13 protein-coding genes are annotated in these 12,070 nt (G+C 59.3%); 6 read left to right on the top strand and 7 right to left on the bottom strand.

Annotated features, from left to right (window positions below; all coding sequences use genetic code 11):
• Nucleotides 1–19 precede the first annotated feature (19 nt).
• On the top strand, nucleotides 20–469 hold the full coding sequence (locus tag ACR0AC_RS16005; RefSeq protein WP_170453210.1) for a YtoQ family protein: 450 nt from the start codon (nucleotides 20–22) through the stop codon (nucleotides 467–469).
• Between the two features lie 51 nt (nucleotides 470–520).
• Here ACR0AC_RS16005 and ACR0AC_RS16000 read toward each other — a convergent pair whose 3' ends face one another.
• Nucleotides 521–1,219, bottom strand: coding sequence for a glutathione S-transferase N-terminal domain-containing protein (locus tag ACR0AC_RS16000; RefSeq protein WP_170633392.1), 699 nt, complete (start codon nucleotides 1,217–1,219; stop codon nucleotides 521–523).
• 216 nt (nucleotides 1,220–1,435) lie between these two features.
• Here ACR0AC_RS16000 and ACR0AC_RS15995 point away from each other — a divergent pair, with 216 nt between their 5' ends.
• Nucleotides 1,436–2,242, top strand: a complete 807-nt coding sequence (locus ACR0AC_RS15995) for a mechanosensitive ion channel domain-containing protein (RefSeq protein WP_170453208.1) — start codon at nucleotides 1,436–1,438, stop codon at nucleotides 2,240–2,242.
• A gap of 190 nt (nucleotides 2,243–2,432) precedes the next feature.
• Here the strand turns inward: ACR0AC_RS15995 and ald are convergent, their stop codons facing one another.
• Entirely contained in the window at nucleotides 2,433–3,551 is a 1,119-nt protein-coding gene (gene ald / locus ACR0AC_RS15990) for an alanine dehydrogenase (protein WP_170624109.1), read from the bottom strand.
• Nucleotides 3,552–3,687: 136 nt separating this feature from the next.
• On the opposite strand from ald, the gene ACR0AC_RS15985 reads away from it, so the two are divergent.
• Nucleotides 3,688–4,146, top strand: coding sequence for an Lrp/AsnC family transcriptional regulator (locus ACR0AC_RS15985; RefSeq protein ID WP_170453206.1), 459 nt, complete (start codon nucleotides 3,688–3,690; stop codon nucleotides 4,144–4,146).
• Nucleotides 4,147–4,149: 3 nt separating this feature from the next.
• On the opposite strand, the gene ACR0AC_RS15980 is transcribed toward ACR0AC_RS15985, so the two are convergent.
• Entirely contained in the window at nucleotides 4,150–4,989 is an 840-nt protein-coding gene (locus ACR0AC_RS15980) for a CPBP family intramembrane glutamic endopeptidase (RefSeq protein WP_480874715.1), read from the bottom strand.
• A gap of 277 nt (nucleotides 4,990–5,266) precedes the next feature.
• On the opposite strand from ACR0AC_RS15980, the gene ppk2 reads away from it, so the two are divergent.
• On the top strand, nucleotides 5,267–6,184 hold the full coding sequence (gene ppk2, locus ACR0AC_RS15975) for a polyphosphate kinase 2 (protein ID WP_480627048.1): 918 nt from the start codon (nucleotides 5,267–5,269) through the stop codon (nucleotides 6,182–6,184).
• A gap of 50 nt (nucleotides 6,185–6,234) precedes the next feature.
• Here the strand turns inward: ppk2 and ACR0AC_RS15970 are convergent, their stop codons facing one another.
• The 3 genes from ACR0AC_RS15970 to rpsU form a co-directional block, all read right to left on the bottom strand.
• Nucleotides 6,235–7,452 carry a CAP domain-containing protein gene (locus ACR0AC_RS15970; protein ID WP_480627047.1) on the bottom strand — a complete coding sequence of 406 codons (1,218 nt, stop codon included), beginning with the start codon at nucleotides 7,450–7,452 and terminating at the stop codon, nucleotides 6,235–6,237.
• A 184-nt stretch (nucleotides 7,453–7,636) separates the two neighbouring features.
• Nucleotides 7,637–8,641: a CAP domain-containing protein gene (locus ACR0AC_RS15965; protein ID WP_480874711.1), complete on the bottom strand. Its 1,005-nt coding sequence runs from the start codon at nucleotides 8,639–8,641 to the stop codon at nucleotides 7,637–7,639.
• Nucleotides 8,642–8,943: 302 nt separating this feature from the next.
• Nucleotides 8,944–9,150 (bottom strand): 30S ribosomal protein S21, encoded by a 207-nt coding sequence (gene rpsU, locus ACR0AC_RS15960; protein ID WP_005614280.1) that lies wholly within the window; start codon nucleotides 9,148–9,150, stop codon nucleotides 8,944–8,946.
• A 111-nt stretch (nucleotides 9,151–9,261) separates the two neighbouring features.
• On the opposite strand from rpsU, the gene ACR0AC_RS15955 reads away from it, so the two are divergent.
• Nucleotides 9,262–9,954 (top strand): COQ9 family protein, encoded by a 693-nt coding sequence (locus ACR0AC_RS15955; protein ID WP_480781371.1) that lies wholly within the window; start codon nucleotides 9,262–9,264, stop codon nucleotides 9,952–9,954.
• 57 nt (nucleotides 9,955–10,011) lie between these two features.
• Nucleotides 10,012–10,998, top strand: a complete 987-nt coding sequence (locus tag ACR0AC_RS15950) for an NAD(P)H-quinone oxidoreductase (RefSeq protein WP_170737309.1) — start codon at nucleotides 10,012–10,014, stop codon at nucleotides 10,996–10,998.
• Nucleotides 10,999–11,018: 20 nt separating this feature from the next.
• Here the strand turns inward: ACR0AC_RS15950 and ACR0AC_RS15945 are convergent, their stop codons facing one another.
• Nucleotides 11,019–11,876: a DUF2189 domain-containing protein gene (locus ACR0AC_RS15945; protein ID WP_170453200.1), complete on the bottom strand. Its 858-nt coding sequence runs from the start codon at nucleotides 11,874–11,876 to the stop codon at nucleotides 11,019–11,021.
• Nucleotides 11,877–12,070 lie beyond the last annotated feature (194 nt).

The following is a 12,070-nucleotide window of genomic DNA, read 5'->3' as shown; positions in this document are numbered from 1 at the left end:
GAAATCAAAGGAGGCACCCATGGGCCTGAATGTCTATCTTTCCGGAGAAATCCACACCGATTGGCGTGAGCAAATCATTGAAGGGGCGCAGGGGCTGGATGTCACGTTCAACAGCCCGGTCACCGATCATGCCGCCAGCGATGATTGCGGGGTCGCCATCCTTGGGGCCGAGCCGAACAAGTATTGGCACGACCACAAGGGCGCAATGGTCAACGCCATCCGCACCCGTAAGGGCATCGCGGATGCCGATGTGGTCGTGGTGCGGTTTGGCGACAAGTACAAACAGTGGAACGCGGCCTTTGACGCGGGCTATGCCGCCGCGCTGGGCAAGTCACTGATCGTGCTGCACGGCCCCGATCACCAACATGCCCTGAAAGAGGTCGATGCCGCCGCCCTGGCGGTTGCGGAAGACCCCCGACAGGTGGTGGAGATCCTGCGGTATGTCCTGACCGGCAAGCTGCCGGGCTAAGGTGAAACAACTGGTGGAAGCCTGCGACGGGCATCCACCAGTTGCGTTCACTTAGTCACGGGCAGGCGTAACCAGTCCTTTTTGCACCGCAGGTCGGTCCAGAAACCGATCCAGGTAGGGCGCAAGATGGGCGTGGTCATCCCATCCCAGCAGGTCTTTGGCGCCATAGAAATCCAACCCGCGCAGCCAGGGTGCGATGGCGATATCGGCAATCGAGTACTCACCGGCAATCCAGTCCTGCCCGTCCAGCTGCGTGTTCAGCACATTCAGCAGGCGCTTGGCTTCGTTCACATAACGCTCGCGCGGGCGGGGGTCTTCGATCTCGCTGCCAGCAAATTTGTAGAAATATCCAAGCTGTCCAAACATCGGGCCGATGCCGCCCATCTGGAACATCAGCCATTGGGTGACGCGATGCTTGTCCGCTGCGGTTTGTCCGATGAACTGGCCGGTTTTCTCGGCCAGATACAGCAGGATCGCGCCGCTTTCGAACAGACCTAAAGGTTCGCCATCGGGGCCGTTGGGGTCGATGATCGCAGGGATCTTGTTGTTGGGGTTCAGCGACAGGAACGCGGGGCTTTTCACGTCGGCATCGGCCAGAGTGACCTTGTGCGCCTCATAAGGCAGGCCGGTTTCTTCCAGCATGATCGACGCCTTGACGCCGTTTGGTGTGGGGAAGGAATAGAGTTGGATTCTGTCAGGGAACTGCGCAGGCCAACGGGTCATGATCGGGTGTGTTTCGGCATCCAGCATTGAGGGGGCTCCTGTTTTGGATATCGTCAAACCTAGGCAGCACAGCGCGATCTTGAAAGCCCCTGCCAGTGTGCAAAGCCGGTCAGCGCCTGTTTGCTGGTGAACAACGGGGAAATCCCGCGCAACTCGCACCTAGACCAAAACGCGGTTTTGCCTCACAATTTGGCCAATCCCGCGCATAAGACGCGGGTTTCTTGTTGGACAAAGGAGATGCGCGTGGATGAGGTCGTAACACAGGTGGGTGCATTTGCGCCTGTGATCATGAACGCGGTGAAGGCACTGATCGTTCTGATCATCGGTTGGATTGTTGCGGGTATGATTGCTGGCGTCGTGCGGCGTCGGATCAACGCGACCCCGCATATTGACCCGACGCTTGGCAATTTCATGGCCAGCCTGGTCAAATGGGCCATTCTGGCGATGGTCCTGGTGGCTGTGCTGGGGATTTTCGGGATCGAAGCCACAAGCATCGTCGCCATTCTGGGTGCTGCATCGCTGGCGATTGGTCTGGCGCTGCAAGGGACACTCAGCGATCTGGCCGCAGGCGTGATGCTGGTTGTGTTCCGGCCCTATAAGCTGGGCCAATACGTGGATATTGGCGGAACAGCCGGGACGGTCAAAGACCTGAACCTGTTCACGACCGAGCTGGTGACGCCGGACAATGTGCAGATCATTGTGCCAAACGGGCAGGCCTGGGGCTCGGTCATCACCAACTACTCGGCCCATGACACGCGTCGCGTCGATCTGGTCTTTGGGATTGATTATGGTGACAGCGCCGATGAGGCGATGAAGATCATTCTGGACGTTGCGAACGCGGATGAGCGCATTCACAAGGACCCGGAACCCTGGGTGCGTGTGACCAATCTGGGTGACAGCTCGGTTGACCTGACGGCGCGCCTGTGGTGCGCGGCAGCGGATTATTGGGATGTGAAGTTCGAACTGACCAAGACGATCAAGGAAGCCTTCGACGCCAAGGGCGTGTCGATCCCCTATCCGCATTCGGTGGAGATCCAGAAACAGGGCTAAGGCCTCCCGCCCGTCGTTCGGGCATTCAAAATGCCCTCCTCCCGTTGGGCCCGGCGCCGCACCTTCGTGCGGCGCCTTTTCTGTTGTGCGGAACGATACGCCAAAAACGCAAAAGCCGCGCCCGAAGGCGCGGCCTGGCCCAACGCTGGAACTCGCCCGCATCAGCGGGCGCTTTCAGCGGCGGGAGAACTCAGGACTTGATGACAACGTTGGGAGAGACGACATCAATGCCCAGAGCTTTGCCAACCGCATAATAGGTCAGTTGACCGGCGTGTACGTTCAGACCGTTCAGCAGGTGCGGATCGTCCTGACACGCTTGCTTCCAGCCCTTGTCGGCCAGTGCCAGCATGAACGGCATCGTTGCGTTCCCCAGCGCGATGGTAGAGGTCCGCGCAACCGCGCCTGGCATGTTGGCAACGCAATAGTGCATGATGCCATCCACGTCGTAGATCGGGTCAGCATGGGTGGTCGCCTTCGAGGTTTCAAAGCAGCCGCCCTGGTCGATGGCCACGTCCACCAGAACTGCGCCGGGCTTCATGGTCGACAGTTGCGCGCGCGATACCAGCTTGGGCGCTTCGGCGCCGGGGATCAGAACCGCGCCGATAACCATGTCGGCGGTCTGGATCAGTTCAGCCGTCGCGCCAGCGGTAGAGTACTGGTTCTTGAAGGTGCGGCCAAAAACGTCGTCCAGATAACGCAGACGCGGCAGCGAACGGTCCAGGATGGTGACATCCGCGCCCATGCCTGCTGCGATCTTGGCTGCGTGCGTGCCAACAACACCACCACCGATCACCACAACCTTGGCCGGGCCAACGCCGGGAACGCCGCCCATCAGAACGCCGCGGCCACCATTGGCCTTTTGCAGCGTCCACGAGCCGACCTGCGGGGCCAGACGACCGGCAACCTCGGACATCGGGGCCAGCAGGGGCAGGCCGCCATTGCGGTCGGTCACGGTTTCATAGGCAATCGCGGTGCAGCCCGACTCCAGCAGGTCACGGGTCTGATCCGGATCGGGGGCCAGGTGCAGATAGGTGAACAGCAACTGACCTTCGCGCAGCATCTTGCGCTCGACCGCCTGCGGTTCCTTGACCTTGACGATCATGTCCGCTGTCGCAAACACCTCGGCTGCGGTGTCAACGATGCTGGCACCTGCTGCCACGTAATCTTCATTGGCAAAGCCGGATCCCAGACCCGCGCCGGTTTCGATGATGACCTCATGGCCGCGCGCGATGGCTTCCTGTGCGGCGTTGGGTGTCATGCCGACACGAAATTCCTGAGGTTTGATTTCCTTGGGGCAACCGATTTTCATTTTGGCTCTCCGTTCATAAGCTGCTCAAATTATGTGCATTACGTTACGCAATTTTTGTGAAACAATGCCCGCCAATGGATTTTCTTTCGAAAGAATCTCCTGCAATAGGGCAAAACCTTGCAATGGATGTGCGTGAATGAGCTTGGATACGACTGATCGTAAGATTCTTGCTGCTCTGCAAAAGAACGGCCGCCTTTCGAATGCGGGCCTGTCCGAGATGGTGAATCTGTCGCCGTCAGCTTGCCATCGTCGCGTACAGCGATTGGAACTTGAAGGGTACATTCGAAATTACGTTGCGTTGCTGAACGCCCGGAAGATGAATGTGCCGACGACCGTGTTTGTCGAGATCACATTGCAGGGTCAGGCCGAAGAGGTTCTGAACGCGTTCGAAAAGGCCGTGGCCCGCATTCCGGATGTGCTGGAATGCCACCTGATGGCCGGGACGGCGGATTACCTGTTGAAAGTTGTGGCCGAAAACACCGAGGATTTTGCGCGCATCCACCGCCAATATCTGTCCCGTCTTCCGGGTGTGGCGCAGATGCAAAGCTCGTTTGCCCTGCGGACCGTTTTCAAAACCACGGCCCTGCCGGTTTAGGTCTCAGGCCGGACCCGGATAGGTGAAAAACGCCAGATGCACGAAATTGAACGCAAAATGCATCGCAATCGGAACCCACAGCCGACCCGTAGCGGCATAGGCGCAGCCCACGCCCACACCAAGTAGCGTCGCAAAGACCACCAGGGCCGGACCGCCGCCGGAATGGACCAGCCCGAACAGCAGGCTCGCCGAAGCTATCCCTCCGGCTGTTCCCAGTTTGGAACTCAGGATGGATTGCAGGTAGCCGCGAAAAAACGCCTCTTCCGCGATGCAGGTCAGGAACAGGTTTGAAAGCGCGAAGAGCAACCACCACGGCGGCAGGCCCATTTCCGGCTGAACCGCGCCAGAGACTACAGCAGCCGCTATCAGCAACGGCAGCAAAGCACACCCGGCGGCAAGCAGCGCGACATTGGTTTTACGTGCGACCCCAAGCATCCCCGGCCAGGCCAGCAGGACCGCGAACACCACCATCGGTTTGTCGAGGTTCAGATGCATCGTGAATGCGGCGCTGTTTGCTCCGGCATGAACGGCATCCAGAACGCGCAGGTTGTTGAAGCCGGGTATCAAATGCGCCCCCAGGGCCAGACACCACAGGATCAGCAACACGTGCCCGACAACCGCACCCCATCCCGTCAGGCGGGGCAGGACGGACGCGCCGATCAGCCCCAGTGCGACAACTGCAACCGCCAGCGGTGTCATCAGGTCTGTGACCGAGGCGACGCTGGCAAACAATACCAACAACGCCAAACCAACGCTCATGCGCCCCGACAGCGCTGTGACCAGCGCTGCAATCAGGATCAGCCAGGGCCAGATCGCGGGAAGAATGGAAAAAACGTACGCCAATTCTATCTCTTCATGTCAACGACCTCAGTGATGTACAGCAATGCAGGACCGACTCAAGATTTCCGACCTGTTTTTTGGGTCAACCTGTTCAGATTGCGGCAATTCTGACGCTTGTATCCCCGGCCCGCGCGGGTCAAACTTGTGCAAAGGGTCGCAAAGCCGCCTGGACCCGGTGCAGGTTCGGGCAGGCGCATCATGTCATCAATTTGTCCGATGACATCAGGCGGTTACACACAACCGATACGGTCCGCACCCGATGACCAAAAAGGAACAGACTTTGGCATATGAAAACGATGACGCCCCCAAAGACTGGCTGGAAGCCGAACTGGAAGACACGCTGGACGAAGATTTCGAGATCGAATTCAGCGAGCCGATGCTGTCGATGGAAGTCCGCAAGATCTACAAGGATCAGCATCCGGATATGCTGGACCGCAAGGTCTATTTCCGCAACCTGCTGCGCCTTCAGGCCGAGCTGATCAAGGTTCAGGATTGGGTGCAGCATACCGGCGCCAAGGTCTGCATTCTGTTCGAAGGCCGCGACAGCGCGGGCAAGGGGGGCGTGATCAAACGGATCACCCAGCGTCTGAATCCCCGTGTTGCGCGCGTGGTTGCCCTGCCTGCACCCAGCCGCCGCGAGCAGAGCCAGTGGTATTTCCAGCGCTACGTCCCGCATTTGCCCGCCGCCGGAGAGATCGTGTTCTTCGACCGCTCATGGTACAACCGCGCGGGTGTCGAGCGGGTCATGGGCTTTGCCACCGAAGATCAGGTGGAACAGTTCTTTCAGGACGTTCCCGAATTCGAACGGATGCTGGTGCGGTCGGGGATCATCCTGCTGAAATACTGGTTCTCGATCACGGATGAGGAACAGCAGTTGCGATTCCTCATGCGCATCCACGACCCGATGAAACAGTGGAAACTGTCCCCTATGGATCTGGAATCCCGCATCCGCTGGGAGGCCTACACCAAGGCCAAAGAGGATATGTTCTTCCGCACCAACATCTCTGAGGCGCCGTGGTACATCGTTGAAGGCAACGACAAGAAACGCGAGCGGTTGAACTGTATCGAGCATCTGCTGACTAAGATCCCCTACACGGATGTGCCGCAGGAAAAGGTCAACCTGCCGGATCGCCGCTACAACCCCGACTACGAACGCCGCGTCCTGCCGGACGAGCTTCACGTTCCCAAAATCTATTGAAACGAAACGCCCCATGTTTGGGGCGTTTCTTGTTTGGGTGTTGGGGGTGATCAGAAGATAAAATCATCCCGGCCGAGATCGGCCAACAGTGTATCCTCAAGTATCAGCCTGTTGCCCAAACCGTCATTGATCACAACGTCGTCGCCGGATTGGGTCATGTGGTTGTTCCTGAGGTCAGAGTAGCCGGTTATCGGGTCGGCAAACTTAAGGACGATCCTATCGACGTCTTGAAAGTCGGTGATCCGGTCAGTGCCTGGCCTGAACACGAAACTGTCCGCGCCACCCCCGCCAGTCATGATGTCATTGCCGACGTTACCGGCCAAAATATCGTTACCGCCGCCTCCGACCAGCGTGTCATTGCCCTGTCCGCCCCTGAGAATATCCGAACCGGTTCCACCTTTCAGTACGTCGTTACCATTTCCGCCATCCAGTGTGTCCGACCCTCGTCCACCATCCAGAGTATCAGATCCGAAACTTCCAAACAATCGGTCGTTCTGATACCCGCCGAAAATTCTGTCATTGCCATGCCCACCGTCAAGGAGGTCTGCGCCATTGTTTCCGCGTAGCGTGTCATCGCCAGAGTTGCCGTATACTCTGTCGTTGCCGCCTTGGCCTGTCAGGTTGTCATGGCCGGACCCGCCGACGAGGACGTCCCTTCCGTTTTGGCCGGTCAAAGTGTCATTGCCGCCTTTACCTTCAAGTCGCCCCGCAGTTCCTGCTGCCAAGACAAAGATATCGTCTTGACTATCCCCGACAGTCCCCGGCGAGACAGTGCTAGGCTTGGGCGTAACAGGACCGGGCGTGCTGCCGGTGTCCAACTGCACCGGAGCGGATGTGCGCGCGAAGTTCTGGGTGACAATGACAGCGTCCCAGCCCTGGAAATTCCCGATCTCGATCCCGATCCCGATATATTCGAAATCGGGATTCAGGATGTTGGCGCGGTGGCCAGGGCTGTCCATCAGGCTTTGGTGCAATTGCGCGACATCATCAGCGGCCCCGCTGGCGCCACGCTCGGATTGCCACGCGATGTTTTCGCCGGATCGCCAGTTGCCTGTGAAGTCAAACCCTGCGTCTCGCATCCGTTGTGTGGCGCTGGATCCGCCAGCACCGGTGTGACTGAAGATATCCCTTTGAAGCATCCACTCGCTGTGGTCCTCGGCAGACTCATTCAGCTGCAGTTCAAGTTGCAGAGGATTAAGGCCACGTTTCGTGCGTTCTTCGTTGATAAGCCTGAGCATCTGACGTTCAAGATTGCTGGCGCTGGACATGATTCTGCCTCCGGTTGATTGTGTAATTTTGTGGGGACATTAGTGGCGAGACTTTGGCGAAATAAAGCCGCAGGTCGGGCTGTTCCGCCGGCTGAGCGAATTGTTACCAGCCATTGTCGGGGTCTGTGCAGAAACTCGCGCAGAAGCGGGGCGTGTTGGGCCCCGCCACATCATTTTTTCGCGATCAGGCAGCGTCCATCATGCAGCCCGGTTCAAAGGGCGTGAACACCAGCATGTCATCGTCATCGCCCAAGTCCGCCATGGGGTCCGAAGGTGTGTTGTCGGTGCTTGGGTCGGGCATCAGCAGCAGGTCGTTGTCCGTTCCGGCGTCTACGGTCTGTGTGTCCGGCAGTTCGATGTCGATCCAGTCAAAGTCGTCGATCAAAGCCAGAACTTCGTTCACGAATTGCTCGATCACAGCAAGGAACGCTTCGACGTCAAAGGTGTATTCATCCGTGGGCTCGGGCGTATCGGGTTGCTCGGCAACGTCGGGGTCCTCGGGCGCGACCGGCGCGTCGGGGTCTTCCGCCACATCAGGTGTTTCAGGCTCGACCGGCGTGTCCGGGTCGTCGGTCACGTCTGGCGTATCAACCACGTCCGGTGTGTCGGGTGTGTCGGGTGTATCAGCCACGTCAGGAGTATCTGGTAGATCTGGCGTATCAGGCGCGTCGGGCGTATCCGGTGCGTCCGGGACATCCGGGATGACAGGTGGCGGGGTCGGGGCCGAGCCCGTGTCCAGCACAACCGTGCCATCCGTGGTGGCAAAGTTCTGTGTGACCATCACGGCGTCAAAGCCTTGCATGTCCCCGGTCTCGATACCGATCCCGATATATTCGAAATCCGGATTCAGGATGTTGGCGCGGTGGCCGGGGCTGTTCATCAGATTCTGATGCAGCTGTGCGACATCGTCACTGATCCCCGGCGCACCACGTTCCGATTGCCAGGCGATGTTCTCGCCCGTGCGCCAGCTACCCGACAGATCGAATCCGGCATCCTCCATCCGCTGTGTCGCGCTGGACCCGCCCGAACCGGTATGGCTGAAGATATCGCGATCCAGCATCCATTCGCTGTGATCCTCGGATGATGCGTTCAGCCGCGTTTCCAATTGCAGCGGATTCAGTCCGCGGGATGTGCGCTCTTGATTGATCAGCGCGAGCATTTCTCGCTCGATATTGCTTGCAGTCGACATTGTAGCCTCCGTTTTTTGATGTGTCGTCTTGGGTGACGGGAGGCTGATACAAAGACCCGCAACGCGGCCGATAGCGGCGCTGAGCAATCAGGCGAATTTGGGCAGGCCCGCGCTACCGATGCGGGATTCGTTGCGCTGCAAAATGCCGGGCAAAATCCTGCCGGGGGCGAAATGGCAGCTTGCCGCACAGCCGCCATGTTCGAGTCGGCGAAATGAGACCGGTCCTGAAAACGACAAACCCCCGGGCGATGCCTCGGGGGTCGTCAAATAGTGTCATCCAAAGCTGGACGAGACCAAAGGTTTTAGAGCAAACCTTCGCGCTGTGCTTTCTTACGTGCCAGTTTACGGGCACGGCGGATCGCTTCAGCCTTCTCGCGCGCTTTTTTCTCGGACGGTTTCTCGAAATGTTGCTTCAGCTTCATTTCACGGAACACGCCTTCGCGCTGCAGCTTTTTCTTCAGGGCACGAAGCGCCTGATCGACGTTATTGTCGCGAACACTAACCTGCATGTGGTTGTCACCACCTTTCTAGATAGAGTTGCAAGGAAATTGCAGGAGTTGGCCGTATAGCAAAGCCGTTCTAACTTGTCTAGTACTGGCCCCGAACACCGGAGAACCGCCATGACAGTGACTTATGAAGACGCAAAACAGCAACTTCTGGACGCGATGCTGATCCACGTGCCGTTTGACGGCTGGTCCGAAACCAGCTTTCGCGCGGCGATCGCCGATTGCGATCTGGATGACGGTCTGGCCCGGGCGATCTGCCCGCGCGGCGCGGTTGATCTGGCGCTGGCCTATCATGCGCGCGGCGATCAGATGATGCTGGACCGGATCAAGTCCGAAGACCTCAGCGCGCTTAAGTTCCGCGAAAAGGTCGCCGCTGCCGTTCGGTTCCGGCTGGAAGCGGTCGAGGATAAGGAACTGGTCCGCCGGGGCATGACGCTATTTTCGCTGCCGATACATGCGGGCGAGGGGGCCAAGGCGGTCTGGCAGACCTGCGATCTGATATGGGATGCGCTGGGCGATACATCGGATGACGTGAACTGGTACACCAAGCGGGCGACGCTGTCGGGGGTCTATTCCTCGACCCTGCTGTTCTGGCTGGGGGACGATTCGCCCGATCACCATAAAACGTGGGAGTTTCTGGACCGACGCATTGGCGACGTGATGCAGTTCGAAAAGCTCAAGGCGCAGGTGAACAGTAATCCGCTGTTCAAGCCGTTTCTGGCGGTGCCGAACTGGCTGGCCGGTCATGTGAAGGCTCCGGTAAAGATGCGGGCCGATCTGCCGGGTCTGTTGAACCCTCGCAAGTAGTCAACGCTTGGCCTTTGGCCGGATGACAGCTAGGCATTGGGCAAAGGAGATTTGCCCATGACCCAGATGATGCGCGCTGTCGAAATCAGCCAGCCCGGCGGCCCCGACGTTCTGAAGCTGACCGAACGCCCGATCCCCACAGCCGAGGCGGGGCAGGTTGTTCTAAAGGTTGCCTATGCCGGGGTGAACCGCCCGGACGCTTTGCAGCGCGCCGGGGCGTACGATCCTCCACCCGGAGCCAGCGACTTGCCGGGGCTGGAAGCGTCGGGTGAGGTGGTGGCCGTCGGGTCAGGTGTCGAAGGCTTGTCGCTGGGTGACAAGGTGTGCGCGCTGTTGCCCGGTGGGGGATATGCCGAATATGTCGCCACCCCTGCCGCGCATTGTCTGCCGGTGCCGGACGGGATGGACATGAAACAGGCCGCCTGCCTGCCCGAGACCTTCTTTACCGTCTGGTCCAACGTGTTCACGCGCGGTGGCGTGAAAGCGGGAGAGCGGTTTTTGGTCCATGGCGGCTCCAGCGGGATTGGAACCACTGCGATCCAACTGGCCAATGCCTTTGGTGCGCGGGTCTTCGCAACCGCCGGGTCCGCTGAGAAATGCGAGGCTTGCCTGAAACTGGGGGCCGAGAAGGCGATCAATTACCGGGATGAAGACTTTGTCGGCGTCATGCGGGCCGAGGGCGGGGCGAACCTGATCCTCGACATGGTGGGCGGCGACTATATCCCGCGCAATGTGAAGGCTCTGGCCGAAGATGGGCGGCTGGTCCAGATCGCCTTTCTGCAAGGTCCGGTGGCCGAGTTGAACTTTGCCCTGATGATGGTGAAACGACTGACGCTGACCGGCAGCACCTTGCGCCCGCAAAGCGATCTAGCCAAGGCGAGGATCGCGCAGGATCTGCGCGAAGCCGTTTGGCCCTTGCTGGCCGCAGGCAAGGTTGCGCCAGTTATGGACAGTGAATTTCCATTGGCCGAGGCTGCGGCGGCCCATGCGCACATGGAAAGCTCGCAACATATTGGCAAGATCGTTCTGAACGTCGCGGGCTGACCCGCGCGCCCCAAATCAGGTCACGCAACCGCGCGCCGATACAGGTGCCAGGTTGCGTGGCCCAGAACGGGCATCACCACGATCAGGCCCAGCAGCATCGGGATTGCGCCCAAAACCAACAACGCGGCCACGATGAAGCCCCAGCACAGGACAACGCCCGGATTGTGACGCAAAACGCGGACCGAGGTGACGACCGCGACCGGCAGACCCACCTTGCGATCCAGCAACAGCGGGAAGCTGACAACGCTGACGGCCAGCGCGCACAGGGCAAAGACAAACCCGACAGCGGTTCCGAAGATGATCATCGTCCATCCGGCCCCTGTGGTCAGAACTTCGCTTACGAACGCCCCGAATGAGGTTGGGGGTTCCGGGCCGAGGGTCTGCACGTAGATGCTCTGCGCGACCATCAGCCAGACCAGCAGCAGCATGACCAGATAGAAACCCAGCGCCAGAATGGCCCCGAAGGATGGTGATCGGAAGACGCCGAACGCGTCCAGCCAATGGACTTCGCCGCCTTCTTCGCGCTTGCGGCTGATCTCATACAGGCCAACAGCGGCGACCGGTCCGATCAGCGCAAATCCTGCAACCAGCGGGGCGAGCAGCGGCACAAGGTTCAGGTTCATCGCAAAGCCGAACATCAGCAGCCCGGCGATCGGATAGATCAGCACGATAAAGATCGCGTCCGCCCGGGTTTCCAGGAAATCGTTATATCCGGCCCTCAGACAGGCTTTGAGGTCCTGAATCGTAAGTGTTTGGACCATCGGCAGGTGGCGGACATCCGAACTACCAATGCGCGAGACGCTTTCCGTAACGTGATCGCTGGTCGCTCCAAGGCTTTGGGCTGCCCAGCTGATCGGATTACCGATTGTTTTTGCCATCTTGTTCCCTTTCCTTGGCGAAGATGCGCCGCGGAATGGATCCGGCTTTGGGTTGCCCGTGGCCGGACCAGCCGGCAACGCCTGATGCAACTATAGCACAGTTTTCGATAACCGCGAATCACGAGGATGCGTTTCGCGCCGATTGCCCTGTCGCGCAGGCGTGATAGCTTGGGCACAGGCAGAAGGAGGTCAGA

The sequence above is a fragment of the Ruegeria sp. H7 genome (assembly GCF_056532945.1).
The sequence above is the reverse complement of the archived record's forward strand: the minus strand, read 5'-3'. Positions and strand labels throughout refer to the sequence as shown.